At 47.6% G+C, this 26,736-nt stretch carries 28 protein-coding genes and 1 tRNA gene; 1 reads left to right on the top strand and 28 read right to left on the bottom strand.

The features are described 5' to 3' along the window. Positions 1-74: 74 nt before the first annotated feature. The 19 genes from B3M90_RS05430 to metG form a co-directional block, all read right to left on the bottom strand. Positions 75-151, bottom strand: a tRNA-Met gene (locus B3M90_RS05430). 153 nt (positions 152-304) lie between these two features. Continuing rightward, positions 305-820, bottom strand: coding sequence for a S1 domain-containing RNA-binding protein (locus B3M90_RS05425; protein ID WP_035413250.1), 516 nt, complete (start codon positions 818-820; stop codon positions 305-307). 83 nt (positions 821-903) lie between these two features. Next, the gene (locus B3M90_RS05420) at positions 904-1,281 is read right to left on the bottom strand and encodes an FtsB family cell division protein (RefSeq protein ID WP_035413247.1); all 378 of its coding nucleotides are present in this window, start codon (positions 1,279-1,281) and stop codon (positions 904-906) included. A gap of 66 nt (positions 1,282-1,347) precedes the next feature. After that, on the bottom strand, positions 1,348-1,620 hold the full coding sequence (locus B3M90_RS05415; RefSeq protein ID WP_023466556.1) for an RNA-binding S4 domain-containing protein: 273 nt from the start codon (positions 1,618-1,620) through the stop codon (positions 1,348-1,350). Beyond that, positions 1,617-3,047, bottom strand: coding sequence for a nucleoside triphosphate pyrophosphohydrolase (gene mazG, locus B3M90_RS05410; RefSeq protein WP_214856846.1), 1,431 nt, complete (start codon positions 3,045-3,047; stop codon positions 1,617-1,619). Before mazG ends, B3M90_RS05415 begins: the two co-directional genes overlap by 4 nt. Beyond that, the gene (locus B3M90_RS05405) at positions 3,044-4,591 is read right to left on the bottom strand and encodes a putative polysaccharide biosynthesis protein (RefSeq protein ID WP_290755208.1); all 1,548 of its coding nucleotides are present in this window, start codon (positions 4,589-4,591) and stop codon (positions 3,044-3,046) included. The genes mazG and B3M90_RS05405 overlap by 4 nt, the downstream gene beginning before the upstream one ends. Further along, on the bottom strand, positions 4,588-8,103 hold the full coding sequence (gene mfd / locus B3M90_RS05400; protein WP_290782886.1) for a transcription-repair coupling factor: 3,516 nt from the start codon (positions 8,101-8,103) through the stop codon (positions 4,588-4,590). The genes B3M90_RS05405 and mfd overlap by 4 nt, the downstream gene beginning before the upstream one ends. Positions 8,104-8,161: 58 nt before the next feature. After that, entirely contained in the window at positions 8,162-8,719 is a 558-nt protein-coding gene (gene pth / locus B3M90_RS05395) for an aminoacyl-tRNA hydrolase (protein WP_290782884.1), read from the bottom strand. A gap of 89 nt (positions 8,720-8,808) precedes the next feature. Further along, a complete protein-coding gene (locus tag B3M90_RS05390; protein ID WP_214856841.1) occupies positions 8,809-9,765 on the bottom strand; it encodes a ribose-phosphate diphosphokinase in 957 nt (318 codons plus the stop codon). 55 nt (positions 9,766-9,820) lie between these two features. Continuing rightward, positions 9,821-11,170: a bifunctional UDP-N-acetylglucosamine diphosphorylase/glucosamine-1-phosphate N-acetyltransferase GlmU gene (gene glmU / locus B3M90_RS05385; RefSeq protein ID WP_214856840.1), complete on the bottom strand. Its 1,350-nt coding sequence runs from the start codon at positions 11,168-11,170 to the stop codon at positions 9,821-9,823. A 167-nt stretch (positions 11,171-11,337) separates the two neighbouring features. After that, positions 11,338-11,649 carry a septation regulator SpoVG gene (gene spoVG, locus B3M90_RS05380; protein WP_290782881.1) on the bottom strand — a complete coding sequence of 104 codons (312 nt, stop codon included), beginning with the start codon at positions 11,647-11,649 and terminating at the stop codon, positions 11,338-11,340. 158 nt (positions 11,650-11,807) lie between these two features. Continuing rightward, positions 11,808-12,647: a pur operon repressor gene (purR, locus tag B3M90_RS05375; protein WP_023466544.1), complete on the bottom strand. Its 840-nt coding sequence runs from the start codon at positions 12,645-12,647 to the stop codon at positions 11,808-11,810. A 69-nt stretch (positions 12,648-12,716) separates the two neighbouring features. Continuing rightward, positions 12,717-13,577, bottom strand: a complete 861-nt coding sequence (gene ispE, locus B3M90_RS05370; RefSeq protein WP_035413228.1) for a 4-(cytidine 5'-diphospho)-2-C-methyl-D-erythritol kinase — start codon at positions 13,575-13,577, stop codon at positions 12,717-12,719. A 95-nt stretch (positions 13,578-13,672) separates the two neighbouring features. Further along, positions 13,673-13,912 (bottom strand): Veg family protein, encoded by a 240-nt coding sequence (locus tag B3M90_RS05365; RefSeq protein WP_012368950.1) that lies wholly within the window; start codon positions 13,910-13,912, stop codon positions 13,673-13,675. An 84-nt stretch (positions 13,913-13,996) separates the two neighbouring features. Then, entirely contained in the window at positions 13,997-14,875 is an 879-nt protein-coding gene (gene rsmA, locus B3M90_RS05360) for a 16S rRNA (adenine(1518)-N(6)/adenine(1519)-N(6))-dimethyltransferase RsmA (protein ID WP_290755222.1), read from the bottom strand. Then, positions 14,872-15,429, bottom strand: a complete 558-nt coding sequence (gene rnmV, locus B3M90_RS05355) for a ribonuclease M5 (protein WP_290782879.1) — start codon at positions 15,427-15,429, stop codon at positions 14,872-14,874. The genes rsmA and rnmV overlap by 4 nt, the downstream gene beginning before the upstream one ends. Positions 15,430-15,495: 66 nt before the next feature. Continuing rightward, a complete protein-coding gene (locus B3M90_RS05350) occupies positions 15,496-16,767 on the bottom strand; it encodes a 3D domain-containing protein (protein WP_290782877.1) in 1,272 nt (423 codons plus the stop codon). Next, positions 16,764-17,531, bottom strand: coding sequence for a TatD family hydrolase (locus B3M90_RS05345; RefSeq protein ID WP_035413217.1), 768 nt, complete (start codon positions 17,529-17,531; stop codon positions 16,764-16,766). Before B3M90_RS05345 ends, B3M90_RS05350 begins: the two co-directional genes overlap by 4 nt. A 60-nt stretch (positions 17,532-17,591) precedes the next feature. Beyond that, a complete protein-coding gene (gene metG, locus B3M90_RS05340) occupies positions 17,592-19,571 on the bottom strand; it encodes a methionine--tRNA ligase (protein WP_290782875.1) in 1,980 nt (659 codons plus the stop codon). Between the two features lie 324 nt (positions 19,572-19,895). Between metG and B3M90_RS05335 the strand changes: the two genes are divergently transcribed. After that, positions 19,896-20,192 (top strand): AbrB/MazE/SpoVT family DNA-binding domain-containing protein, encoded by a 297-nt coding sequence (locus B3M90_RS05335; protein ID WP_023466531.1) that lies wholly within the window; start codon positions 19,896-19,898, stop codon positions 20,190-20,192. A gap of 35 nt (positions 20,193-20,227) precedes the next feature. On the opposite strand, the gene rsmI is transcribed toward B3M90_RS05335, so the two are convergent. Genes rsmI through B3M90_RS05290 form a run of 9 tightly spaced genes read right to left on the bottom strand, consistent with a single transcriptional unit; the run spans position 20,228 to position 26,685 of the window. Next, entirely contained in the window at positions 20,228-21,085 is an 858-nt protein-coding gene (rsmI, locus tag B3M90_RS05330) for a 16S rRNA (cytidine(1402)-2'-O)-methyltransferase (RefSeq protein ID WP_290782873.1), read from the bottom strand. Further along, positions 21,082-21,336, bottom strand: coding sequence for a GIY-YIG nuclease family protein (locus B3M90_RS05325; protein ID WP_035413209.1), 255 nt, complete (start codon positions 21,334-21,336; stop codon positions 21,082-21,084). Before B3M90_RS05325 ends, rsmI begins: the two co-directional genes overlap by 4 nt. Beyond that, entirely contained in the window at positions 21,329-22,066 is a 738-nt protein-coding gene (locus B3M90_RS05320) for a tRNA1(Val) (adenine(37)-N6)-methyltransferase (RefSeq protein ID WP_290782871.1), read from the bottom strand. Before B3M90_RS05320 ends, B3M90_RS05325 begins: the two co-directional genes overlap by 8 nt. A 51-nt stretch (positions 22,067-22,117) precedes the next feature. Continuing rightward, the gene (gene yabA, locus B3M90_RS05315; RefSeq protein ID WP_119182633.1) at positions 22,118-22,468 is read right to left on the bottom strand and encodes a DNA replication initiation control protein YabA; all 351 of its coding nucleotides are present in this window, start codon (positions 22,466-22,468) and stop codon (positions 22,118-22,120) included. A gap of 8 nt (positions 22,469-22,476) precedes the next feature. Beyond that, entirely contained in the window at positions 22,477-23,307 is an 831-nt protein-coding gene (locus tag B3M90_RS05310; RefSeq protein ID WP_029343044.1) for a PSP1 domain-containing protein, read from the bottom strand. Between the two features lie 6 nt (positions 23,308-23,313). Continuing rightward, on the bottom strand, positions 23,314-24,306 hold the full coding sequence (locus B3M90_RS05305) for a DNA polymerase (RefSeq protein WP_050677360.1): 993 nt from the start codon (positions 24,304-24,306) through the stop codon (positions 23,314-23,316). Continuing rightward, positions 24,306-24,635, bottom strand: coding sequence for a cyclic-di-AMP receptor (locus B3M90_RS05300; protein ID WP_023466519.1), 330 nt, complete (start codon positions 24,633-24,635; stop codon positions 24,306-24,308). Before B3M90_RS05300 ends, B3M90_RS05305 begins: the two co-directional genes overlap by 1 nt. Next, positions 24,632-25,270 carry a dTMP kinase gene (tmk, locus tag B3M90_RS05295; RefSeq protein ID WP_290755244.1) on the bottom strand — a complete coding sequence of 213 codons (639 nt, stop codon included), beginning with the start codon at positions 25,268-25,270 and terminating at the stop codon, positions 24,632-24,634. The genes B3M90_RS05300 and tmk overlap by 4 nt, the downstream gene beginning before the upstream one ends. Beyond that, the gene (locus tag B3M90_RS05290) at positions 25,267-26,685 is read right to left on the bottom strand and encodes an aminotransferase class I/II-fold pyridoxal phosphate-dependent enzyme (protein WP_290782869.1); all 1,419 of its coding nucleotides are present in this window, start codon (positions 26,683-26,685) and stop codon (positions 25,267-25,269) included. Before B3M90_RS05290 ends, tmk begins: the two co-directional genes overlap by 4 nt. Between the last annotated feature and the right edge of the window lie 51 nt (positions 26,686-26,736).

Raw genomic sequence — 26,736 nt, 5'->3', positions numbered from 1 at the left:
TACGGGATTCGAACCCGTGTTACCGCCGTGAAAGGGCGGTGTCTTAACCGCTTGACCAACGGGCCAAAAAAATATGGTAGCGGCGGAGGGAGTCGAACCCACGACCTCACGGGTATGAACCGTACGCTCTAGCCAGCTGAGCTACACCGCCATATTTTTAACTCGTGCGTCTTAAGCACATTTTCTATAATACGGGCAGGTCAAATGAAAGTCAACGCTTTTTATAAAAATAATTTTAAAAAAATAAAAGATGGAATGAACGGCGTCATTCCATCTCTATTCTTATAGAGAACAGGTCAGCAAGTTATTGACGTTTTGCGCCGCGCCCGCCACGTTTTGAATCCGTTTGACGTTTCAATGTAGCAAGACGATCTTCACTATCTTTCAGGAAACTAGACATCAACGTATCGAACGATTGTTCTTTGCGCGGTGGTGGTGTATTACGGCCACCTTTGTTGAAGCCTCCACGATTACCGCCTCCACGCGGTCCTTTGTTATCGAACGAACGTGGTCCGCGATCTTGTCCTGCTGGACGTGGTCCACGATCGAACTGACGTGCTGGACGTGGGCGTTCACCTTCTGGACGATCGACGGCTTTTTTAATGGAAAGACCAATCTTACCATCGTTTTCAACACTTAAGACTTTAACGGTGATTTCTTGACCAACCGTTAATACATCATTGATGTCCTTAACATAAGAATCTGCCACTTCACTAATGTGAACAAGACCAGTTTTCCCTGTTGGTAACTCAACGAACGCTCCGAAATTCGTGATGCCTGTTACTTTCCCTTGCACTTTGCTGCCTACTTCAATCGACATAAATTGTATTGCTCCTTTTTAGTTGATTCGTTTCTTATTATACGAGTGATTCATTCTTTTTTCAATCAATCGGCAACCTTCAATTAGTCTTCAGGTGAAAAGTAGAAGATCGTTTCCCCTTTTTTCGAATAGAGCAACTCACTCCGGGCTAAGTTCGCCACATATTCTTTATCATTGAGACGATTGATTTCTTCTTTCAGACGAGCAGTCTCTTTTTTTGCTTTCGTCTGCTCCTGTTCAGCTACTTGAAATGACTGCTTTTGTTCTGCGATCAATTGCCGTTTTTCCATGTATGACCACCCCATGAGGGAAAAGATGAGCAAAAAGACGGTCAGACACAAGAAAAAGCGATTTTTGAGACGTCGACGGTTTTCAATAGCATTCTGACTCAATTGCTTCTTACGGTCATTGAGCGGCTTGATCTTTGGCGTTTGACGCCCTGATTCGAGCGGTGTTGGCATATCATCCCTCCTCTTTCTGAGTGGTCATCCCTGACACTCTTTAGTATACTTCCTTTTTCCGGTAAATTACATCGATTCTTCGGAATTCACCTTTTCTTCACGGATGATTTCATACATATCTGATGCTTCTTCTTTTTTCGCATGTTCTTTAATGCTTGAAATCGCAACTGTCACGATCTTATTTCCGAACCGAATCGTCATCTCATCACCTGCTGCTACCGTGCTACTTGCTTTCGCTACATTACCATTGATCGTAATCCGACCTTGATCGGCGACTTCTTTCGCAAGCGTCCGTCGTTTGATCAGACGCGATACTTTTAAAAATTTATCAAGTCTCATGACTGTTCCTCCTGCTTCGCTTGATGCCAGAGTGAATCTTGCTCTTCAAGCGTCATCTCAACGAGCGGTCGATCCGCTAGTTGTTCCATCCGTGTAAAACGGCGAATAAATTTATCATTCGTTCGTTGTAATCCTTCTTCTGCCGATAGACCGAGGTATTTTCCGACGAGTGTTATCGAGAACAGGACATCTCCAAATTCTCCGAGTCGTTCTTCTGGGGCTGCTTCTTTCAATTCACGTAACTCTTCGATCACTTTTTCAAGTGCCCCCTCGACATCTTCCCACTCGAAACCGACTTTCGCCACTTTCTTTTGAATGTCTTCTGCGCGCATCAAAGCAGGTGCTCCTTTTGTCACACCATCAAGCAAAGAAGTCCGCTCCGGTTTTTCTTGTGCTTTGATGTCTTGCCAGTTCGAAACGACGTCTGCTGAAGAATCAACAGTCGTTTCCCCGAAGACATGCGGATGGCGACGAATCATCTTATCACTGACGCTTCCGATGACGTCCCGAATATCAAAATACCCTTCATCTAGACCAATTTGTGCATGGAGCATGACCTGTAAGAGGACATCTCCTAGCTCTTCTATCATTAAGTTATCGTCCTGAAGGTCGATTGCTTCCAGTAATTCGTAAGATTCTTCGATTAAATGTCGTTTTAAGGACTCATGTGTCTGCTCTTGATCCCACGGACAACCACCTTCACCGCGTAAACGAGCGATAATCTCTTTTAAGGTCGCGAAGTCACGATTCAACGTCTGCTCATCCGTAACCGGTGGTACATAGACCGTCGTTAAGTTACTGAGCGTCGTCACATGATCGAGTTCATACAACGGTACGTTTTGGACGGTTTGCTGACTCGTACCTGCTGCAGTGACAAGAGTGACGAGATGTTCGTCCGGATAACGTTCCATTAACTGGACTTTTAAGTCGCCAGCGACAAGCGCGTCATAGACTTGCCCAATCAGTAGATGTTGACGAATCTGTGCTTCATCGACGGCAAATGCCGTTGCATCAAGTAACTGGAATCCTTCAATCGGATCCACACCAAGTGCAGCGAACATCGGATCGAGAAAACTTTGTCCCCCTACGACATCGACATTGTCTGTCCGTTGCAACAACTGTTGCACGGTACTCTCAGCGACTAATGGATGTCCTGGAACGGCATAGATGATATCCGTCGTTTCAGAAAGACGAAGCAATTCCTCGACGATTTCTGTATATACGTCCTCAAACCGACTATGTCGTTCGTAAACTGAGTCAAATGATGTAAAGTTCATTCCCTCTGCTGCAAGTTCTGAAACGACTGGATGATCCACTGTCCGCAAATAAATAGGTTGTGTCGTGTTTTTTAGTAATCGATAGATGCCAAACGGCAATTGTTCGAGTTCGCCGACGCCAAGACCGACGATCGTAATTCGGTGTGTCATATGCTCCTCCTACGTTGGTACATCTGATATAACTTATCTCCTAAAGGCAATAACGCCCACTCTTGTTCTGATAAGGCACGAAAGCGTAACGCCATACTGCCATAAATGATGGCACCACCGACGACAAGAACGCCGACTTCGAGTGCCGCACCGATTCGTGTCTCAAGCTCAAACAGCTGGAAAAACGTCTCGATCAGATACAGAAACACACCCATGGTAAGCACAGGTAAGACCAGTCTTCGATAAAAGGCGTTTCCTGCTGATACACGACCGAACTTCCGGTTCAATAAAATCCATTGTGCTGCCGCCATGACGGCAAAACCGCCAAATGTCGCCATACCCGCCCCGATCATACCATATCGGGGAATGAAATAGAGGTTCAGAGTAAGCTTCGCCCCTAATCCGATAAGAACACCGATGAGCGCATATTTTTCAGCATCAACCGACTGGAGACAAGAGACGATCATCATCGCGATCGATGCGGCAAATGCCGTCGCCGCGAGCCAAATCAACCCTGCTGTTCCCTGGTCATCTTGATATAACGCAATATTGAGTGGACGCATCACACCCATTAGTCCGATTGTCGCTGCAGCGGCAATCAATAAACCGGAACGGAGTAATGTCTCGAGTTGTTGACGCACCATCTGTGGATCGTGTTTCCGGTATGCGGTCGACAAGGCTGGCACACTCGCAAGACTCATCGACGTCGCAAACAGAATCGCGAATTGCAGTAACGGATACCCACGGTCGAGTATTCCTTTTTCGATTTTTGTCTCCGTCGTATTGCCAAGTAGATTGACGAACGTTAATCCATCAATCAATTGCATCAGCAACAAGGCAAGTGACGCGATACTAACCGCTACACCGCTTGTCACGAGCACTTTTCCGACACGTCTTATATGAATACTCGAAAATACCGGACGACCGATTTTTCCTTTCGCAAAGCGTAACAAGACGAATAACGAAACGATGCTGCCGCCAATCGCCGTTAAATGAGCGCTCGCACCAATCCAGTAGGGGTCCGCTTGCATCGAGACACCGATATACGTCACAAGCAACAATAGTCCGACACGGACGGCATTTTCAGAGACTTGGGATACAGCCGTCGGTCGCATCTCAAGATCTGCTTGGAACATTCCTCGTAGAACAGCAATCACGGGTAGTAAATAAAACGTACATGTTACCGCACGCAGGGGCACAACCAGTTTTGCATCCCCGAACCACCCAGCGAGCGTCGGGGCGATCCACCATCCGAGCAGACCGAAAAAGACGGTCATGGCAAGTAAGACATAAAAAATCGACCAGAGAACTTCTCGTTTCTCATCCGGGTGGTGAAGCGTCAACTTCGCCACGATGACAGGCAGCGCATAAATGCCGAGCGCTGCCGCAATCGCAAATAATGGATAGACGGTCTGGTAGACGTACAACCCGAAATCACCAGCGAGGTTCTGATACGGAATCCGGTAAAAGAAGCTGAGCAATTTTGAGATATAACTAGAGATCGCAAGCAGTGCTGCGCCTTGCGCAATCGTTCGTCTATTCATCGCGCAACGAGCCGGCGATCAAGTTCCGCCAATAATTGTTCTGCCTGCATCGTCATCTGTTGCGTCGACTGTTTGTTGCGGTTGAGGGTTAAGACGAGTTTCTGCTCTTGTTGTCCCATTCCAAGACCACGTCCCAGTGGAACAGTCCATTTAACGAAGTCCGCCACGTCAAGCTGCTGTGTTGCTTGAAGCGACAAGACGATCTCGATTTTCGGATCGGTTTGTTTGACGCGTTCGACACGCGCTCGTTCCGCAAAAATCCGCATCCGTGTCAATTGGATCAAACGCGCGACCTCATCCGGAAACTCACCGAATCGTTCAAGCATTTCCGTTTCGAGCTGCTCGAGACTATCGACAGTATCGACATATTTCAAGCGTTTGTAGAACTCGATTTTCAGTTCGGAGTCTGTCATGTAGTGCGATGGAATATAGGCATCAAGGCTGAACGTGAACTCAGGAACGAATTTCTGGATGCGTTTTTTACCTTTCATCCGTTCTTTCCGCTCCTCGACTGCTTCTGCAAGCATCTGCGAATAGAGATCGAAACCAACAGAATCGATGAATCCAGATTGTTGCGAACCGAGTAAGTTCCCGGCACCGCGAATCGACAAGTCACGCATTGCGATTTTAAAACCGCTCCCGAGCTCCGTGAACTCCTTGATCGCCTGCAGACGACTTTCTGCCACTTCCGTCAATCGTTTTTGTGGACGGTACGTAAAGTACGAGTAGGCAACGCGACTTGAACGACCGACACGACCACGTAATTGATAAAGCTGTGATAAGCCCATTTGATCGGCGTCATGAACGATCAACGTATTGACATTCGGGATATCAATCCCCGTCTCAATGATCGTCGTACTGACAAGGACGTCGGCATCTCCTTCGAAGAAGGCGATTAGCTGACTTTCGAGTTCGGTTTCCGTCATTCGACCGTGAGCCGTGACAATTCGTGCTTCCGGTACGAGGGCGCGAATCTCTTCTGCCTTTCGCTCGATGCCCTCGACACGGTTGTAGAGGAAGAATGCTTGTCCACCACGTCCGAGTTCCCGTTCGAGTGCTTCCCGCATGACGATTCCGTCGTATTCCATGACGTATGTCTGAACCGGATAACGGTTTTCCGGTGGTGTCTCAAGGACGGAGAGATCACGGATTCCGATCATCGACATGTGCAATGTCCGCGGAATCGGTGTCGCTGTCAACGTCAAGACATCGACGTTTGTCTTCAACTGTTTCAGACGTTCTTTGTGTTTAACACCGAATCGTTGCTCTTCATCAATGATCAACAATCCGATATCAGCGAATTGGACGTCTTTCGACAGCACACGGTGTGTTCCGACAACGACATCGATTGTTCCCTCTTTTAACCCTTGTTTCGTTGCCTTCAATTCTGCCGGCGAACGGAACCGGCTCATGACCGACACTCGAATCGGCCATTCACTGAATCGTTCAAGCATCGTTTCGTAGTGTTGTTGTGCAAGGACGGTCGTCGGTACGAGCAACGCCACTTGTTTTCCAGACATGACTGCTTTAAAGGCTGCACGAATCGCAACTTCTGTTTTCCCGTATCCGACGTCGCCACATAATAGACGATCCATCGGACGCGGACGTTCCATATCCTTCTTGATCTCAGCGATCGATCGCAATTGATCGACCGTTTCCTCATACGGGAACGAAGCCTCGAATGCTTGCATGTTATCGTCGTCCTCTGGGAACGCAAAACCGACGGCAGCTTCGCGAGCCGCATAAAGCTTGATCAACTCGTCAGCGATATCCTCGACCGATTTTTGGACCTTCGCTTTGACCTTTTTCCATTCCGTTCCACCGAGTTTATAGATCTTCGGCTCTTTTCCTTCAGCGCCGACATACTTTTGAATCAAGTCGATCTGATCGACAGGAACATACAACGAGTCCTCTCCCGCGTAGACGAGATGGAGATAATCCTGATGATTACCGGCTACATCAATCGTCTTGATTCCATGGTACCGCCCGATCCCGTGATGAATATGGACGACGTAATCGCCTGTCTTCAATTCTTGGTAACTCTTGATCCGTTCAGCGTTCGTCAGCTTCGTCGTTTGCTTCCGGCGACGCGCCGGTTGTTTAAAGACTTCTTCTTCTGTGATGACGACGAGACGCGCATTCGTCATCTCGAATCCACCATGGATTCCGCCAATCAGGATCGCGGGTTGACCACGAGTGATGCCCTCTTTCGTTACGATCGAAGCTTCAACCCCATAATCGGATAACGTCTGGCGCATCCGCTCGGCACGTTCTCGGTTGCTCGCTAAGAAGACCATCCACATGTCCGCGCGACGATATCGCTCGACTTCTTGCTTCAGGCGTTCCATCTGACCATGGAACGGCGCAATCGGTTTGATGCTGAAATGGATTGCCGCACTTTCCGGTACACCGCTCCGACGAGTCGGAAGGAGCGAGAGGTACAACAAGGGTTGTCCTTCAAAGACATGTGCCATCGGAACGGACAGGACGTAATCACTGACGCTTTGTCCGCGTTCAATGAGCGACGCCATCCATTCTGCTTCCTCTGCATCTTGGACTTCTGCCGCTTCTTCAACCCGCGCGACTTCATCGACGATCAAGACGCTGCCCGTCACGTCTTGACGTAACGTCGACGTGTAGAGGATTGGTGCATACTTCGCGAACTGTTTCGGACGATCGCCGTTTTCTAACAACTCGACGTCGTAAGCGATCCCCTCTTCGAGTGCCGCGAGGACTTCCGTACTTTGGACGCGCTCTTTCGTCACCTCATAAAGACGACGGACTTTTTCGCCAGCCTCCTTTAACTGATCCTTGGTCGCGAAGTGTTCGGCTGCTGGCATCAAACATGCTTCTGCGACGACGCCAAGCGAACGCTGGGTCTCCGCATCGAATGTATAGATCGAGTCGACTTCCTCGTCGAATAGATCGAGCCGGTATGGGCGTTCGACCGTAAGCGGATAAATATCGATGATACTCCCGCGAACGGCAAACTCACCTGGTGTCGTCACGGTCGCTGTCCGTTCGTACCCCGCATCGACTAAATCTTGGACGAAGTCCGGAATCGATAAGATGTCGCCCGGCTTCACCTGTTTGACGTGTGACAAGAACGTCTCTGCATCCGGAACATATCGACGTAAACCGACGAGCGGAATGATCAAAATTCCGTCGTCCGTCGTCAGTAAACGATGACGAGTCTCAATCCGCGTCGCCCGCAGTTCTGGACTTGCACCATAAGAAAGTTCTGCTGCTAACGTCTCATCGACCGGATAGAGCATGACGTCTTCTTCCGGTACGAGTTCAATCAAATCATCGTACAGTTTTTGTGCTTGGAACATATTATGTGTCACGAGTACGAATCGACGTTTCGTCTCCTGATAAATCCCGGCTACGAACAATGCCTTTCCACTGTTCATCAGACCGGTGATCAACTGAGCGTTGACACCGTCCCGGAAACGTTCCCGAACCGTCTTGATTTCAGGAATCGCTAGTAAGAGTTCTTGTAATTGTTTCATCTTCTTCCTCCTAAAACACGACAGCAAAAACGCTTTGGAACCCCCCAAAGCGTTGCGTTCAGTTATACCGATTCATCAAAGCGAGAAACGGGGTGTCTATAAAGTCCGTCGCTACATCGACAGACGCATTGAGTACGTGTTGCAGACTTCCTTGTTCCGCCTTCGAAAAATTCATTAACACCCAGTCGATGACTTGGATGGGTGCCGGTGGTCGACCAACACCGAGTTTAAGACGCTTGATTTCCTGCGTACCGAGGTGCTGGATCAACGACTTGACGCCGTTATGACCGCCTGCACTGCCTTTCGAACGCAAGCGCAATTTCTCAAGTGGTAAATCCAGATCATCATAGATGACGAGCACATCCTCGACCGCGATCTTATAGAAATCAAGTAACGGTCGTACCGCTTCACCTGATAAATTCATATACGTCAATGGCTTGACGAGCACGACACGTTCTCCATTTATTATTCCCGTTCCGAAGAGGGCTTTAAACTTCGATTCTGAAAGCGTGATCCCGTGTTTCTCCGCTAAGGCATCGATCGCAAGAAAACCGATGTTGTGGCGCGTATTCGCATACTTCGCGCCAGGATTCCCTAATCCGACGATACATTTCATACCGATTCCTCATTTCTGTTTAAAAAAGTAAACGAACAAGGGGTCCGATTTCAATAAACCGGACCACATCGTTCGTATGCATCAAGCAATCAGCTGAAGAGCGGGCTGATTGATTTCTGTTCGTGTACACGGATGATTGCTTCTGCAAGCAAGCGTGCCACAGAGATTTGTTTGATTTTGCTTGCACATTCGCGTTTTGTTAAATCGATCGTGTTCAAGACAACGAGTTCTTCGATCGCTGAGTTCTCGATCCGTTCCATTGCCGGACCTGAAAGAACTGGGTGTGTACAACATGCATAGACTTGTTTCGCTCCGTTTTCGATCAAAGCGTTCGCTGCAAGTGTGATCGTACCCGCTGTATCGATGATGTCATCGATGATGATGGCAATCTTGCCATCGACTTGACCAACGATGTTCATGACTTCTGCGACGTTCGGTTTCGGACGGCGTTTGTCGATGATCGCGATTGGTGCTTTTAATTGCTCTGCTAATTTACGTGCCCGTGTGACACCGCCATGGTCTGGAGAAACGATGACGAGTTCGTTTGGATCGATGTTCTTTTTCTCGAAGTATGAAGCGAGAAGCGGTACACCCATCAATTGATCTACTGGAATATCGAAGAACCCTTGGATTTGTGCTGCATGGAGATCCATCGTCACGACGCGTGTCGCCCCTGCTACTTCAAGCAAGTTCGCAACGAGTTTCGCCGTGATTGGCTCACGTGAACGTGCTTTGCGATCTTGACGCGCATAACCGTAATACGGAATGACGACGTTGATCGTCCGTGCAGACGCCCGTTTCAGTGCATCGATCATGATGAGAAGTTCCATCAGGTTTTCGTTGACTGGTTGGCTTGTCGATTGAACGATGTAAATATCATCCCCTCGGACACTTTCTTCGATGTTCATCGAAATTTCGCCATCACTGAAGTGTTTGACTGAACTTTCGCTCACCGGGATTCCGATGACTTTAGCGATTTCCTCTGCCAGTGGTTTGTTCGAGTTGAGTGCGAAAATACGAATTTCATGTTCTAAGACAGTAGACATGTGTAGGTGGCCTCCATTTGTTTGGGTTTAGACGAGTAGAGCGACAAGTAATGAATTAACGATAATCGGGTTTCGTCGTTTGACGTTCCCGTGCGATCGCGAGACCGTTTTCCGGCACATCGTCTGTGACGGTTGATCCGGCAGCAACAAGGGCATTCTTGCCGACCGTGACCGGTGCAATCAAGTTGACGTTACAGCCGATGAAGGCATCGTCCTCAATGATCGTCTGGAATTTATTTTTTCCATCATAGTTGACCGTGATCGATCCACAACCGAGGTTGACGTTCTCTCCGATTGTTGCATCTCCGACATAGCTCAAGTGGGCTGATTTACTACCTTCGCCAAATGTTGATTTCTTGATCTCAACGAAGTTTCCGACGCGTGTGTTCGCACCGAGAACCGCTTGTTGACGTAAATGCGCAAATGGACCGACTTGTGCCGCTGGACCAATCTTACTATCCGTGACGACGGATTGACGAACAATGGCGCCATCTGCCACTTCACTGTTACGGATATCCGAGTTCGGACCAATCGTACATTCTGAACCAATGACCGTCTGACCGAGCAACTGCGTACCAGGGTAGAGAACAGTATCTGAACCAATCGTGACGTCTGGTCCGATGTACGTCGAAGACGGATCAACGAACGTGACACCTTGACGCATCCAGTACTCATTCGTTCGCTTGCGCATCGACGTTTCTGCTTGTGCAAGTGCGACGCGGTCATTGACACCAATCGTCTCTTCGAACGTAGGTGCCGCATACGCTGCGATCGTCTCGCCTGCTGCCTTTGCAATCTCAATCACGTCTGGTAAGTAATACTCACCTTGCGCATTATCGTTCTTAACCTGCTTCAGCGTCGCGAACAACATCTCATTATCGAATACATACGTACCGGTATTGATTTCACGAATCGCGAGCTCTTCTGCATTCGCATCCTTATGCTCGACGATTTTCGAGACGTTTCCGTCTTCGCTACGAACGATACGTCCGTAACCTGTCGGATCGTCAGCGAGTGCCGTCAAGACGGTCACTTTTGCGTTTGTCTCCGCATGATGTTGTAACAATGAAGCCAGTGTGTCACTCGTCAAGAGTGGTGTATCGCCACAGACGACGAGCGTTGCTCCCTGTTCGTTCCCGAGTACGGGTTCTGCCATTTGAACAGCATGTCCTGTGCCAAGCTGCTCACTTTGAAGTGCGTATTCCACCGATGTGCCAAGCACTTCTTTGACGGATTCCGCACCGTGACCGACGATGACGACCTGTCGCTTGACGCCGAGCGTCGCTAATTGATCGACGACGTGCTGTACCATAGGTTTCCCAGCGACTGGGTGAAGTACTTTGTAAAGCTTCGATTTCATCCGAGTTCCTTTACCCGCTGCTAGAATTACCGCGAAATGATTCATCCTTGTCGCTCCTCCACGTAAATTAGTGTTGATTTCGTTCTGAAATAGTACACTCGTTCCAACTATAACGAAAATAGCATCGTTATTCAATGATGGGTCGAAGCAGAATCGATGAAAAATCGAGAAAAAAGACAGGTTTTCCCAAGAAGAGAAAACCTGTCTTTTTCTTATGCTTGATCTGCCGTTTGGGCAGAAGAGACTTCGTAACCGATGCCTTCTTCTTGATCCTCACGTGCCGCATAGGCTTCGAGTACTGAATCTTCGACCTTTTTTCGCATTAATGCATTGATTGGATGAGCGACATCCCGGAAGATACCTTCTTGCGTTCGTTTGCTTGGCATGGCGACGAAGAGACCACCGTTCCCTTCGATGACACGCAAATCATGTACCACGAATTCGTGGTCGAGCGTAATAGAGGCAAGTGCTTTCATTCGACCCTCTGCTACGACGCGACGAATTTTAACGTTCGTAACGTTCATTTTGTCCGCACCCCTTTAACCGTTGTCACAACTCTTCGTTGTCTACTTCTACTTACGGCTTAAAACAAACAAAGGTTTAGTCTTTCCCAATCTTTTTACGCATAATTTCCAAAAGTTTGATAATTACAGTATAGTTACAATCCATGCGGCTGTCAATTTCAGGTAGTCTCAGCTTCTGAGAAATAGTGGTCGACGTTTCCACGCTTAACTTGGATTTGACCAAGATCGACGTCGACGTCCGCTAATTTCATTAAGCTGACGTATTCGTTGACCATCTTCTTCTCAGCACCCTCTGCCTCGATTAAAACACCAACACCTGCGACCTTTGCTTCAAACTCGCTTAAGAGACTCATCATTCCGCGAATCGTTCCGCCGGCTTTCATGAAGTCATCAATTAATAAGACATTCGCTCCACGTGGTAAGCTTCGACGCGCGAGTGCCATCGTCCGGATCGCTTTTGAAGAACCCGAGACATAGTTGATGCTGACCGTTGATCCTTCCGTAACGCGACTATCTGAACGCACGATGACGAACGGTACACCAAGTTGCTCAGCGACTGCATAAGCAAGTGGAATCCCCTTCGTTGCGATCGTCATGACGACATCGACTTTCTTTTGGCTAAAGACAGATGCAAACACTTGTCCCATTTGTTTGACCATCTTCGGATCTCCAAGTAAGTCCGTCAAATAAAGGTATCCCCCCGGTAACAGTCGGTCTGGACGAGCGACACGTTCACATAGATCATCGATGAACGGTAACGCCTTCTTACTGCTCCACGTCGGAATGAACATGACGCCACCCGCAGCACCAGGTACTGTAACGAGACGACCTGTTCCCTCATGTTCTAACATCTCGCTGACGATATCTAAATCTTCACTGATCGACGATTTCGCCGATTTATAACGTTCTGCAAAAATCGTCAATGAGACGAGATGATGGGGATGGTCAAGCAAGTACCGCGTCATGTCGACCAATCGACCACTTCTCCGAATTTTCATTTGTTTCGTTCCACCTCTCCGTAATTCCGAATATTCAATAGTGAATATATCATTTTCATACGGATATTATCAATGGTTTTCGCCTAAAAGACGAACGACGTAGACTTCGTTACAAAAGCCGCGTAATCCATTATAGAGACGCTGTGCCCGATTTTCATGCTCCGTTAGAGCAAAGACCGTCGGACCACTTCCGCTCATTAAGACGCCTTCTGCGCCACAACTTGCCATGAATTCCTTAATTTGCTCGACTTCTGGGTGCATCGGCAACGTGACCGCTTCGAGTACATTACCGAGTGATTGGCAGATGGCTTGGAAATCTTGCGCCTTCACCGCATCAATCATTGCTTCGACGTTCGGACGTTTTGCTGTGTTCAAGTCGAGGGCACCATAGACGTCAGCTGTTGAAACACCGATCGTCGGCTTGGCAAGAACAACCCAGCATGGGGGTGGTGAGACAAGTTTTTCTAGCTTCTCTCCGCGACCCGTTGCAATCGCTGTTCCACCCATGACACAAAACGGGACGTCAGAGCCTACTGCTGCGCCGACTTCCGCCAACTCTTCAAGCGTCAAACCGAGTTGCCACAACTCATTTAATCCGCGTAACGTCGCTGCCGCGTCACTGGATCCACCAGCGAGTCCGGCTGCAACTGGAATGTGTTTCTCTAAGAAGATCTCTACTCCTGTCTTGACGTCGTATTTTTCTTTTAAGATCGCTGCTGCTTTATAAGCAAGATTACGTTCGTCGTTCGGAACGTAAGCATGCTGGGCATTCATTCGAATTTCTCCTGACGGCAGCTCCGTCAATTCTAGACGGTCTGCCAAATCGACTGTCGTCATCACCATATGTACATCGTGATAGCCGTCCGGGCGCTTTGCCGTCGCATCTAGGACTAGGTTGATCTTGGCTGGAGCCTTTACAATAATCGTCATCGTGCCGTTCCTCCTCTAGTTCGTTTCCTGTAGGAATTGTATCAACCTTTCCACAAAAAAAGAAGCGAACATTTTGTCCGCTTCGGAAGGTAAGTTTACGAATTCGCAAATTCGATTTGTACGGAGTCTGTTAGCACGTCGGCGTAGCTATAAGAAACTCGCTCGACATTGTGGCGCTCTGCGTCTAGCTTGACTACAAACACCGAAGGATACGTCTCAACGAGCGTTCCGATTCGGGTTACGACCTTTTTACGACCGCCGCTTGCTTTTAGCGTCAGTCTTTCACCAACATGTGTTTCGAAAACATGTCTGATTTCGTTCAACGTCTTTGGCATACGCTTCACCTCACTAATATTTATTATAGCATATTAAATAAATATTAGAAAGGGGAAATATTATATCTGTTCTACTCGTATCCGTCAACGTTTTTTAATTGGCAAAAGTGCATCCGCTAACTGTGCGAATTCCTTCAGGCTGAGCGTTTCTCCGCGACGACGCGGTTCGATTCCAGCTTCTAATAACGCCGCTTCGACCGCCGCTTTTTCCGTTTTCCCGAAGTGTGTCGTCAAGTTGTTTAAAATCGTTTTCCGACGTTGTGCAAAACTTGCTCGGACGATTTCAAAGAAGAGTGCCTCATCCTGTGTCTGTACCGCTGGCTCTTTTCGAATGTTCAAACGGATGACTGCTGAATCGACGTTTGGCGCTGGAATGAAGACTTGTTTTGGGACCGTGAAGCAGACTTCAGCTTCCGCATAGTATTGAATCGCAATCGATAGAGACCCATATGCTTTCGTGCCTGGTTTTGCACCGATTCGTTCAGCGACTTCCTTTTGAATCATCATGACGAGCGTCCGAAACGGTGCTTTCGCTTCAAGGATCCGCATGATAATCGGTGTCGTGACATAATACGGGAGGTTCGCGACAACGGCAATGTCGGTGATGCCTTCTTGCGTGAATTCTTCAGCAACGATCGTCGAAAGATCGAGTTCAAGAGCATCACCGTGAATGACCTTCGTATGGGGATATGGTGCAAGTGTATCATCAAGAATCGGTAACAATCGTTGATCGATTTCAAGAGCAACGACTTTTTTCGCCTGTTTCGCCGATTGTTCCGTCAATGAGCCGATTCCTGGTCCGATCTCGAGTACACCACTCTCAGGCGTTAATCCAGCTGCTCCGACGATGTTTCCTAATACATTTAAATCGATTAAAAAGTTTTGCCCTAACGATTTTTTAAACGAAAAGCCATGTTTCGCTAAAATTTCTTTCGTCCGGTGCAATGTAGCAATGTCTTTCAAACTTCTTCCTCCTCTAATTGTTTCAACGCTGCTTCCCATTCCGCCCGCGTGATCCGGATCGATGCGACACGTTTGACGAGTTGTTTGGCATTCGGTTCACCAATCGCAAGAATCTGACCGAGACGACGACGACGGATCGAGGCTGCTGGTCCACCAATCAAATCAGCTGCCAGAATCATCTCACGTGTCACTTCGGCAACCGGTGCTTCTTCCGTCTCATAGACAACAGCGAGCGCCTCTTCGATTGCGGCAGGTGAGGCATGTTCAACACCAATCTTACCGCGTTTATCTTTTGCTTGAGCACGCGGAAGATAGGCATGTTTACAGCCTGGTACACGTTCATTGATTCGGGCACGGATACGATCTCCTGGAAAATCAGGATCCGTGAAAATGATGACACCGCGTCGTTCGAGGGCCTTCTCAATGCGTTGCATCGTCTGTTCATTAACGGCTGAACCGTTCGTTTCAATTGTATCGACATCAAAGACTTCTTGTAATCGTGTCGTATCATCTCGTCCTTCGACGACGATGACTTCTTTTAAGCGTTTCCGCATGATCTCTCCACCTTCTTCAAACACTCTCGTAATTGTACCTGTTTCCACGAAAAAAACAAGGAAGCGTCACATGTCCGCTTCCGTTGCACTAGGAATGACCCAGACTTGCAGTTGTTTTCGACCGAACGTCTTTGCTTTTTGTTCGCCATCGACTAAAATATCAATCTTATTGCCTTTAATGGCACCACCTGTATCGAGAGCGATCGCAAGACCAACCCCTTCGACGTAGACCTTCGTACCAAGCGGAATGACCTTCGGATCAACCGCGATGATCGGCAAACCTTGATAGGTGATCGTATCGGTCACGTCATACCCGGTCGCTGTCAAGGCACGACCATTGTACAAACGACTGCCGTTCGAAACTGGGTCGTTCGTATATGCCGTCGCTTCGACAATCAAGCTCTTCGCACTCTCAAAATCAAGATCCGCATCGGCTTTCGGTGTTTCAGTTAGCGGATTGGTCGCTTGTTTTTCGTTGAAGACGGGCGCTTCGATTGGTGTCTCAATCGGTTTTGTCCCGACTTTGACGACTTGTTTGATCGGCGTCCGTGTCACTTGGTCATCAATCAGTTTTTTCTCTTTACTAAGACCGTCAGCTAACGTCAATTGATACTTTTTCGTTCGGACACCTGGACGACCTGATGTCGTCACCAGTTGCTCGCCTTCCGGTAAGGTCGGATCCTCGACTTCTTCGATCTCAAACGGAACGAGTTGATCCTGTGTCAACGTCGCACGACGTGTGGTGTTGACCGTAATCAACGTCCCTTCCGTCACGCGGGTATCGGGATTTGGAGCAACCCGATCTTCCTTTTGAAGACGGATTCCTTCCCGTTCTAACAATTCGCGAACTGACGTCTCGTATGTGTAGATTTGTCGGGCTTTTCCCCCGACGACGAGATCAACGGGAAAAGCTTCGCGGTACCGTACCGTCATGCCACTCGTCAATACAGCGTCAGAAGACGGATAGATATCATCCGTGTCGGCTTTCTTGATACCGCGTTCTGCAAGTAGATCCTTTACTTGACGCGCCTGCGTCCGGACGCGACGGGACTCACCGTAGCCCATGATCAATGTGATTTCTTTTGCCCGCTGAACGACGATTAATCGTTTTTTCGGCAGGTCGGCGCTAAGAGCCGGTTCAATCACATCATTGTCACGCGTCGTAATACCGGCTTCTTTGAGAACGCCATAAACGGAATCAGCCGTTGTCTTCACCTGCTGCTCTTGTCCATCAATCAAAACAGTCACGGTTTGTGGATGATCCATCATCCCATAGACGAGTGCAGCCGCAAGTAGCAGGCTGCACCCGATTGTAATGAACGTCAACGAACGCATCATGGCAAACGGAAGACCCGTTTTGCATTTTCCGTCGTTGCTGCTTCCACATCGGCATACATCATGCCACGGAGCTGCGCAATTTCTTCAGCGACGAACCGAACGTAAGCCGGCTCGTTACGTTTACCGCGGTGTGGTGTTGGTGTCAGATATGGACAGTCCGTCTCAACGAGTAAACGATCGAGCGGTACTTCCTGTGCAACACGTTTTGGCATTTTCGCGTTTTTGAACGTAACAGGTCCGCCAAGTGAAATATAGAAGTTCATCGCTAGGCAACGCGGTAACAATTCAGCACTCATACTGTAGCTATGCAAAATACCACCGACTTCTTTTGCATCCTCTTCTTCGAGGATACGTAACGTATCTTCTGTCGCTTCCCGGTTATGGATGACGATCGGTTTTTTCTTCTGCTTCGCGAGACGGATCTGTTTGCGGAAAGCTTCCTGTTGGACGTCTTTCGGTGACGTATCCCAGTGGTAGTCGAGTCCGATTTCTCCAAGCGCAACGACTTTTTCATGATCCATCAATCGTTCGACCTTTTGATAGGCTTCCTCATCAAAATCAATCGAGTCGACGGGATGCCATCCGATGACAGCATAAAGATCATCGTACGCTTCGACGAGTTCCATCGCGCGGTCGATTGTCTTATGATCAAATCCGACGACGATCATCGGTGAAACGCCATTTGCACGTGCCCGCTCGATCGTTTCATGAACGTCTTCCGCGAATTGATCTGCATTCAAGTGAGTGTGTGTATCGATTAACATATCTTATTCGACTCCTTCTTTAAAAAAATGCCTGTGACATGAAGTCCACAGGCATCGGTTTTATTTTACGCTTGCGCCGTTTGCCATCGTTGATGGGACCGTCGCGAGTTCAAGTTTTCCTGCTTTTTCAGCAGCAAGGACCATTCCTTGGGAGAGTTCGCCACGTAACGTGACCGGTTTTAAGTTCGCTACGACGATGACCTTACGTCCGACTAAGTCTTCCGGCTCATACCACTGCGCGATACCAGAGACGATTTGGCGTGTTTCTTTGCCCATATCGACTTGTAACTTCAGTAGTTTTTTCGCCTTCTTGATCTTTTCAGCCGTCACGACTTCACCGACACGTAACTCGATCTGATCAAAGACATCGATCGTCGTTTCCGGACGAATGTCTTCATCCGCCTCTTCGACTTCCTCTTCCTCCACACGTGCTGCAGAAGCTTGATGCATCATGTCGACGATTGCTTCGACTTCTTCTTTAACGTCAAGACGCGGGAAGATTGGTGTCGCTGTACCTACTTTTGTTCCTGGTATGATGTCTGCGAATTTCTCGAGCGCCGCCCAGTCCATCGCTTGTCCGGAGAGACCAAGTTGCGCGAAGATCTCTTTTGGTGAACGCGTCATGAACGGTTGCAACATGATCGCCACGTGACGTAAGACGCCGACGAGATGCACCATGACCGAACCGAGTTCCGCCGTTTTGGATTCGTCTTTTGCAAGAACCCACGGTTGTGTCTCATCGATGTATTTATTGGCACGGCTGATTAATTGCCAAATGTTCGATAGCACGACAGAGAATTCCATGTGTTCCATCGATGCTTCGACTTTCGTGACCGTTTCTTTTGCAAGATCCGAGAGTGTTGCATCAAACGGTGTCACATTGCCTGTATAGGCCGGGATCTCACCGTCAAAGTATTTCGTGACCATCGCGATCGTTCGGTTGAGTAAGTTCCCAAGGTCGTTTGCTAAATCGTAGTTCATCCGCTCAACGAATGCTTCAGGTGTGAACATACCATCTGAACCGAATGGAACTTCGCGTAACAAGTAATAACGAAGGGCGTCAAGACCGTAACGATCCGTCAATGGGATCGGATCAACGACGTTCCCTTTTGATTTCGACATTTTTCCGTCTTTCATCAACAACCAACCGTGTGCGAAGACTTTCTTCGGTAATGGGAGATCAAGTGCCATCAAGAGTGCCGGCCAAATGATCGTGTGGAAACGAACGATTTCTTTTCCGACGAGATGAACATCTGCTGGCCAGTACTTATCGAAATTACCATGATCGTCCGTACCATAACCGAGTGACGAGATATAGTTCGTCAACGCATCGATCCAGACGTAGACGACGTGCTTCGGATTCGATGGGACTTGTACACCCCAGTTGAATGTCGTCCGTGAGACCGCTAAGTCTTGGAGACCCGGTTTAATGAAGTTATTGATCATTTCGTGTTTACGTGATTCTGGCAAGATAAATGACGGATTCGCTTCAAAGTACTCAAGCAGACGGTCCGCGTACTTGCTGATCCGGAAGAAGTAACATTCTTCGCGAACGAGTTCGACTGGGTGTCCACTATCGGGGCTCTTTCCGTCAACGAGTTGTGATTCCGTATAGTACGTCTCATCCGGAATCGAATACCATCCTTCGTATTCACCTAGGTAGATATCGCCTGATTCAAGAAGTGTCTCGAACACTTTTTCGACGACTTTCTTGTGACGTGGTTCCGTCGTCCGGATATAATCATCGTACGAGATGTCGAGACGATCCCATAAGACTTTAATCTGCTCGACGACACCATCGACGAATGCCTGTTCCGAAATACCTGCTTCTGCTGCTTTTTCCTGGATCTTTTGACCGTGCTCATCGCTACCTGTCAAATACCGGACGTCGAATCCTTGAAGTCTTTTGTACCGTGCCATTGCATCTCCAGCCACCGTCGTGTACGCGTGACCGATATGTAGTTTTGCACTTGGATAATAAATCGGGGTCGTGATATAAAATGTCTTTGCCATGTTATTCCTCCGTTCTCTTATTTCCATCTTCATTATAGGCTATTATACGCTGTTACGGGACTGATGTCGAAATTCACTTTTTGTCGAATCGAAACATTTTTTGACATCAGACATCAAATTACAAAAAAACACACTCTATAGTTTCATTTCCTTTAAAAAGGGAAAATATATTAATAAATCGTTTCAAATATTGGTTTTTTGAGAAATAAATGACATTTTGATTTCAAGCTATTCAGATTGGTTGACTACTTTTGGAAAGTCTAGTATTCTACATTCTATAGAAACGATGTCGAATTTTGACGATTTTTCAAAAGAAAAAGAGATCCATGACATCAAAGGAGGAACAACAAAATGAAATCAACAGGTATTGTACGTAAAGTAGACGAGCTCGGTCGTGTCGTAATTCCAATCGAATTACGCCGTACACTTCAAATCGCAGAAAAGGATGCCCTCGAGATCTATGTCGATAACGAACAGATCATCCTTAAAAAATATAAACCAAACATGACTTGCCAAGTGACAGGTGAAGTATCAGAAGATAACTTCAAATTGGCTGATGGTAAATTGATTCTTTCACCAGATGGCGCACAACGCGTTCTCGTTGAATTAAAAGATTTCCTCGATCGTCATTACGCAAGCAACGAATAAACAAAAAAGGAAGCTCCTTAACGGGGCTTCTTTTTTTAATCTGCTTCGTGAAACGCGAGGTACAATTCCTGACGATCCAGTCCTCGTTCTTTTGCGACACGCTTCAACGCTGTATTCGGCTTTTCGCCCTCTTCGATATACCGACGGATTTGCTCGAGAGGATCACTGTCTTGAATGACGGCATCCGGTCGTTCTTCGTTTGATCCTTCGACAAGGACGACGAACTCACCTCGAACGTCTTCTGCTGCCCAAGCGCGTAATTCACTCACACTTCCACGAATATACTCTTCATACCGTTTCGTTAGTTCTCGGGCTAACGTCACCTGGCGATCACCAAGTACTTCTTCGATCCCTTGCAACATCTCTTTCAATCGATGCGGTGCTTCATAAAAGATGAGTGTTCCTGATTCGTATTTCAATTGCTCTAACGCTTCGCGGCGTTCTTTTTTCTTTCGTGGCAAAAAACCATAATACAAAAAGCGTTCTGTCGACAGACCGGACGCGACAAGGGCTGTCAATGCAGCGTTCGCACCCGGAAGAACGATGACAGGAATATCTGCTGCGATCGCTTGGCGGATCAAATCGCTTCCCGGGTCCGAAATACCGGGCATCCCGGCGTCGGAGACGAGGGCAATTTGCTTTCCTGCCTCTAAATCAGCGAGTAGTCGTTCGCCACTTGTTTGTTTATTATGTTCATGGTAACTGACCAGCTTTGTCTCAATCGAAAAATGCCGAAACAGTTTCATCGTCTGCCGGGTATCTTCTGCTGCGACGATATCAGATTCCTGTAAGATCCGGACGGCTCGATACGTCATGTCTTCTAAATTGCCGATTGGTGTCGGGACGATATAGAGACCGGCTCCTTGCTGTTGATAGCTACTTGTCGCTTTCATGAGGTTCCTCCTTGAATCAAACGCTCTTTCTGTGAACGTGTCAATTGTTTAATCGCGTATTCCCGCTTCATCGCTTCTGATTTTGTCGCGAAAATTTCCTCATGAACGAGGACGACCGGCAGACGGGCACGTGTATACTTCGCCCCCTTGCCTGCATTATGTGTTGCGATGCGTTGCGTAACGTCTACCGCGTAACCCGTATAATACGTATCATCTTGGCAACGAACGATATAGACTGCATGCTCAGACATCGAACAGTTCCTTCATCTGAGCCGCATACGAGTTATCCGCTTCATAGACGATGAACGGGGAAAGAACCTTCAGTCCAGGTTTTGCATCCTTGATCCCCTCGATCAAAAGCATGTTCGCTTCCTTCCCTGCCTTCGGATAAATCAACTGCATCCGTTTCGGTTCCAAGCGGTATGTTCGCATCAAAGTGACGATATCGAGCAGTCGTTCCGGTCGATGGACGAACGCTGCCTTTCCGCCTTGTTTTAACAAATCAGATGCACCACGAATACAGTCTTCAAGTGTACAGAGGACTTCATGCCTTGCGATCGTATAATGTTCACTTTGGTTTTGGTTTGATGTCTCGTTGGCTAAAAAATAAGGCGGATTACAGGTGACAGCATCATAGATGCCGTATCCAAGACGTGCCCCCGCCTCTTTGACGTCACCATCAATCATCTCAATCTGGTCGTTCAGTTCATTCAAGTTAATGCTACGTCGCGCCATCTCCGCTAGTCGCGGCTGAATTTCAAGACCCGTGATCTGCCCTTTCGTCCGGTAGGATAAAAAGAGTGGGATCGCACCGTTCCCAGAGCAAAGATCGGCAATCCGCCCCTGTCGAATTGGAACCCATGCAAATCGTGCGAGCAATGCCGCATCGAGTGAATAGGAGAAGACGGATGGACTTTGAATGATTTTCCCTTCTTGTCCTAAGAGATAATCAAGTCGTTCGTCTGGTAATAGTTCAAACATGTCGTGCCTTCCTTTCCGAAAAAAAGACTGACTCATGTAGAAGTCAGCCTCTCAATGTTTCGTTAACATGGATAAGCAGAAGAGACAATCGCCGTCTTTTCGCACTTGTCCATAATGCAAGTTACAGATGTGAAACCCTTCCTGGTACAATCGTCCGAGATTGTCATAGCCCGCACCAACGCCTGCTTCCGCTTCTTCCGCTTCCGTGACCGGCTGTTGTTCATCGCGTTCGACTTTTTCCCGAAGATGATGATTCTCCAGATACAGATGTTGGTTCTCTTCCATCATGTAAGCCAGCTGATCCTTTAACACGCTCAGATGCTCAGTCAGCAAATGAATCTGTTGCTCAATCGCATCGACACGCGTAATGATTTCTTTTTTATCGACTCTCTCCACGCGTATGCACCCCGTTATTCTTTTGGTCGTTTTGGTTTTACGGCACCAACGGATAATAGTTCTTCCATCGAATACGTCAAGACGCGGGAACGATCCTTCAGTTCAATTTGAACGACTTGATCGAGGATGTTCAAGCCAACGACGCGTCCTTCGCCTTCAGGTACCGTCAAACGTTTTCCATAGTCCGGCAAGTCACGGCGCATCTCTTCATACGTATCGTTCTCATATTTTAGACAGCACATTAAACGACCACACACCCCTGAAATCTTCGTCGGATTCAACGACAGGTTTTGATCTTTTGCCATCTTGATCGAGACCGGTTCGAACTCACCAAGGAAAGATGAACAACATAAGACACGACCACATGGACCAATGCCTCCAAGTAACTTCGCTTCATCTCGAACACCGATTTGACGGAGTTCGATGCGTGTCCGGAAAACAGCCGCTAAATCTTTGACGAGCTCACGGAAGTCAACACGTCCTTCTGCCGTGAAGTAGAAGATGACCTTATTGCGGTCAAACGTGTACTCGACATCGACCAATTTCATATCGAGTTTATGTTCACGGATTTTTTCGACACATACCGCATGCGCATCAAGCGCTGCGACTTTATTTTCACGGACGATCATTGCATCTTTATCGTCAGCAATTCGAAGAATGGATTTCAGTGGCAACACCACATCTTCTTCGTCCATTTGTTTATCGGCGATGACCACTTCGCCATATTCAATGCCCCGTACCGTCTCAACGATGACTGCTTGTCCTCGTGATAATGACTCTTGTCCAGGTGCAAAATAATAAATTTTGCCCGCTTCTTTAAAGCGAACGCCTACTACTTCTAGCATGTCGCTCTACCCTTTCTGTAAGTCAAACATGAGACGCTCAACTGTTAATTGGGGATTAACATTCGCTTCGACCCGTCGGACTGCGGCAAGCACAGCTTGTAACCAGCGGGTGATCGTCGTCTGGCTCTTGGACCCCATCTGTTCAAGTTGGGGTTTACTATTCGTATAGGTCATACCTTCCCACGCCGGATTCAGTTTCAGGCGTAAGACATCCTCGAAGAAACAAGTGACGAGTTCAAGACCAATTCGGACATCCTGACGGTTCTTGAATTGTCCCATCCATTTCTCTTGTACGAACAGCGGTAAATCAGCCGGACGATTCGCTAATTCCTCCATCAATTGTAACACTGACGCTCGCGCATTTACAAACCAGTCTTCGAGTAATGCTTCTTCTGCATCCTCGACTTTTGGATAGACACGCGCTGCCAGTTGCGTCAACTCGTGGTCCCGTCCCGTTTTTTCAGATAAAACCTCGCCAATCATTTGACGATCCGCTGGACGAAAACTTAATAACTGTCCCCGCGATCGAATCGTAGGTAAAAGGAGTTGAGGTTGATTCGTCAACAATAAGGCCACTTTTCCTTCTCCTGGTTCCTCAAAGAACTTCAGCAAACTGTTCGCTGCTTGGGGAGTCATCTTATGGGACTGTGTAATGACATAAATCTGACGATCGCCTTCAAGTCCTCGGAGTGAGAGATCATGCATCAATTGTTGAATCTGTTCTTTTTTGATGGTCGCGCCATCTGGTTCGATTTCATAATAATCGACCAAGTTACCACTTTCCATCCGCCGACAGCTACGACAGACACCACATGGCTCCACATCGACCGGGGCCTCACAAAAAAGGCTTTTCGCGAACAAGTGAGCCGCTTCAAGTAGAAGCGGCTCATAGTCTCCAGTGAAGATATAAGCGTGATTGATTCGATCGTTTCGTAACGAATTTTGAAGAATCGTCGAAATGACCGATTGTGTCTGTTCCAGTTCATGAAACGTCTGCATTAGAATTGGTGAAACCCTTCGATTGGCAAGACGAAGACCGTTGCCCCGCCTACCTGGACTTCAACAGGGTACGGGATATAAGAATCGGCATGACCACCCATTGGTGAGATTGGAGAAACCATCTGTTCACGACTCGAACAATTCTTTTTGATCAATCGTAACAGATCATCGAGACGCTCACTCTGTACACCAATCATGAACGTCGTGTTTCCCTCTTTAAGAAAACCACCTGTCGTTGCTAGTTTCGTTGCTCGGAAATCATGCTCGACAAGCGCTTCCGCCAAACGTAAGCTGTCTTTATCTTGAACAATCGTAATGACCATTTTCATGAGAATCTCTCCTTTTCTTCTAAATACGTAATGACATCTTCCACTAAGTCCTGATGAATCACTTCAATCGATCGATTGGCTTGTACAATCTGTACCCGTTCTGGGTCCGATGCCGCAATCTGTTTGAAACCATTATAGACACGGGCACGAAACGCATCATCTCGTTGCTCGATTCGATCAAGTGCTCCCCGGTCCATCATTCGTTTTTTAGAATCCGTTACCGTTAAATCAAATAAATACGTCCGGTCTGGCGCTAATCCACCTGTTGCAGAATCATTAATATGACGCACGAGATCAATCGGATGTCCAAGCCCATATCCTTGATAGGCAAGTGAGGCATCAACGAATCGGTCACATAAGATGATTGTGCCTGCCTCTAACGCCGGTCGAATCAATTCTTCGACATGCTGGGCACGAGACGCTGCATACAGCAGAATTTCCGTCATCTCTTTCATTTCTTCAAAATCAGGATTTAAAATCAATGAACGAATTTCGTTCCCAACGCGTGTGCCACCTGGCTCACGGGTCATCATGACATTATAGCCCTTTTCTTTTAACACATCATTAAGCAATTGTAGTTGTGTCGTTTTCCCGGCACCATCCGGTCCTTCGACAGTAATGAACGTACCTTTCATCTTTCAAACCCTTCCTCTATGACGCGTAACGCTCCTTGTTGCAATTGTTCGCCCCCTTGCAAATGAACGGCTACGGTTTGATAATGTCGTAAACGTAGTACCTGTTCCGCCGTAATGCGTTCGCCTCTGACGATCAACGGAATGCCTGGCGGGTACGGAATAATGGTTTCGAGTGAAACATGACCGATACACTCATCCAGCTGACGGAACGTACCTGTTGCTTGTTCTAACTGTTCATAAGAACAAGCTAAAGCAGATACCTGTATTTTACCCATAATTGGTTGCTCGATATACCTTTTCAAAGGAATTCCTTCTGATTTCATCATTTGAATAGCGCGTTCGACACGATGAACCCAGTCATCCTGCTCAGACTTTGCTAGCGGACGAAGTGGCAAAATACAGACGACGTGATCCCCTAGAGCAAATTCCGCATCGAGTTGAACAGCTCGTAACGCGTGCAACAACGCATCTCCTGAATATCCCTCATACGTTAATGTCATCCGTGACCAATCATCGAAGCGAAGGACGGTCATATGATCGAACCGTTGAAGTGATTCGATAAACGCATCGTGACTAACCTGAATATTTGACATACCTTCAACTGTCCATTGTTCACGATAGGAACGGGCATAGTCTAATGAAGCCAGTAACAAATACGAAGGACTTGAGGTTTGAAACGCTTGGAGCGCTCGCTGTAACTTTCTTCTCATCTTTTCCGAAAATCGCTCGTGCATCCATGCTCCCATCGTCAGTGCAGGAAGCGTTTTATGGGCAGACTGGACAACAGCGGTTGCTCCTAATTCAAATGCAGAACGAACACCAAATGCTTTACCGAAGTGTGCACCGTGTGCTTCATCCACTAATAAAGGGAGTCCGTGCGACGTCGTGAGCTGAACGAGTGACGTGATATCAGCCACTTCTCCGTAATATGTCGGTGAAGTGATAAACACGCCAACTCCTCCTGGATATTTCGTAAACGCTTCCTTTAATGTTTCACGTGAAACATGACCACTGATTCCCGTTTCTTTATGGGTATCTGGTTCAAGAAAGATCGGTTCGATTCCTAACCATTCGAGTGCATTAAATACCGATTTATGCGAATTACGCTGTACATAAACACGATCTCCTCTTATTGCTGTAGCGGCAAGCATCGCCCAGTTCCCAACAGTCGAACCATTCACAAGGAAATGACTCGCTTTTGCATCGTAGACTTTTTGAAGCAAAGCTATTGCGTCTGCAATAGCCTCTTCCGGATGATGAAAATCATCTAGACCAGGTAATTCTGTGACGTCCCATTTAAAAAAGTCAGGAAGAGGTGTCAGAGTTCCATTCTTATGTCCAGGAACATGCCATGAGATGGGCGTTCGATCTAAGTGACGTTGAAGTGCATGTACAATAGGAAGTTCGTGTTTCATGAAAAAGCTCCTTTTCCTTTAAAATAATTACACAAAAAGACCGACCTGCAA

The sequence above is a fragment of the Exiguobacterium sp. UBA6309 genome, from assembly GCF_002439205.1.
Classification (GTDB): Bacteria; Bacillota; Bacilli; order Exiguobacteriales; family Exiguobacteriaceae; genus Exiguobacterium_A.
This window is presented reverse-complemented; position numbering and strand designations above follow the sequence as displayed.

Coding starts and splice junctions, on each gene's coding strand:
- B3M90_RS05425 (WP_035413250.1), bottom strand. CDS start 820: ATGTCGATTGAAGTAGGCAGCAAAGTGCAAGGGAAAGTAACAGGCATC.
- B3M90_RS05420 (WP_035413247.1), bottom strand. CDS start 1,281: ATGCCAACACCGCTCGAATCAGGGCGTCAAACGCCAAAGATCAAGCCG.
- B3M90_RS05415 (WP_023466556.1), bottom strand. CDS start 1,620: ATGAGACTTGATAAATTTTTAAAAGTATCGCGTCTGATCAAACGACGG.
- mazG (WP_214856846.1), bottom strand. CDS start 3,047: ATGACACACCGAATTACGATCGTCGGTCTTGGCGTCGGCGAACTCGAA.
- B3M90_RS05405 (WP_290755208.1), bottom strand. CDS start 4,591: ATGAATAGACGAACGATTGCGCAAGGCGCAGCACTGCTTGCGATCTCT.
- mfd (WP_290782886.1), bottom strand. CDS start 8,103: ATGAAACAATTACAAGAACTCTTACTAGCGATTCCTGAAATCAAGACG.
- pth (WP_290782884.1), bottom strand. CDS start 8,719: ATGAAATGTATCGTCGGATTAGGGAATCCTGGCGCGAAGTATGCGAAT.
- B3M90_RS05390 (WP_214856841.1), bottom strand. CDS start 9,765: ATGTCTACTGTCTTAGAACATGAAATTCGTATTTTCGCACTCAACTCG.
- glmU (WP_214856840.1), bottom strand. CDS start 11,170: ATGAATCATTTCGCGGTAATTCTAGCAGCGGGTAAAGGAACTCGGATG.
- spoVG (WP_290782881.1), bottom strand. CDS start 11,649: ATGAACGTTACGAACGTTAAAATTCGTCGCGTCGTAGCAGAGGGTCGA.
- purR (WP_023466544.1), bottom strand. CDS start 12,647: ATGAAAATTCGGAGAAGTGGTCGATTGGTCGACATGACGCGGTACTTG.
- ispE (WP_035413228.1), bottom strand. CDS start 13,577: ATGACGATTATTGTAAAGGCTCCAGCCAAGATCAACCTAGTCCTAGAT.
- B3M90_RS05365 (WP_012368950.1), bottom strand. CDS start 13,912: ATGCCAAAGACGTTGAACGAAATCAGACATGTTTTCGAAACACATGTT.
- rnmV (WP_290782879.1), bottom strand. CDS start 15,429: ATGCGGAAACGCTTAAAAGAAGTCATCGTCGTCGAAGGACGAGATGAT.
- B3M90_RS05350 (WP_290782877.1), bottom strand. CDS start 16,767: ATGATGCGTTCGTTGACGTTCATTACAATCGGGTGCAGCCTGCTACTT.
- B3M90_RS05345 (WP_035413217.1), bottom strand. CDS start 17,531: ATGTTAATCGATACACACACTCACTTGAATGCAGATCAATTCGCGGAA.
- metG (WP_290782875.1), bottom strand. CDS start 19,571: ATGGAAATAAGAGAACGGAGGAATAACATGGCAAAGACATTTTATATC.
- B3M90_RS05335 (WP_023466531.1), top strand. CDS start 19,896: ATGAAATCAACAGGTATTGTACGTAAAGTAGACGAGCTCGGTCGTGTC.
- rsmI (WP_290782873.1), bottom strand. CDS start 21,085: ATGAAAGCGACAAGTAGCTATCAACAGCAAGGAGCCGGTCTCTATATC.
- B3M90_RS05325 (WP_035413209.1), bottom strand. CDS start 21,336: ATGTCTGAGCATGCAGTCTATATCGTTCGTTGCCAAGATGATACGTAT.
- B3M90_RS05320 (WP_290782871.1), bottom strand. CDS start 22,066: ATGTTTGAACTATTACCAGACGAACGACTTGATTATCTCTTAGGACAA.
- B3M90_RS05310 (WP_029343044.1), bottom strand. CDS start 23,307: ATGCTAGAAGTAGTAGGCGTTCGCTTTAAAGAAGCGGGCAAAATTTAT.
- B3M90_RS05305 (WP_050677360.1), bottom strand. CDS start 24,306: ATGCAGACGTTTCATGAACTGGAACAGACACAATCGGTCATTTCGACG.
- B3M90_RS05300 (WP_023466519.1), bottom strand. CDS start 24,635: ATGAAAATGGTCATTACGATTGTTCAAGATAAAGACAGCTTACGTTTG.
- tmk (WP_290755244.1), bottom strand. CDS start 25,270: ATGAAAGGTACGTTCATTACTGTCGAAGGACCGGATGGTGCCGGGAAA.
- B3M90_RS05290 (WP_290782869.1), bottom strand. CDS start 26,685: ATGAAACACGAACTTCCTATTGTACATGCACTTCAACGTCACTTAGAT.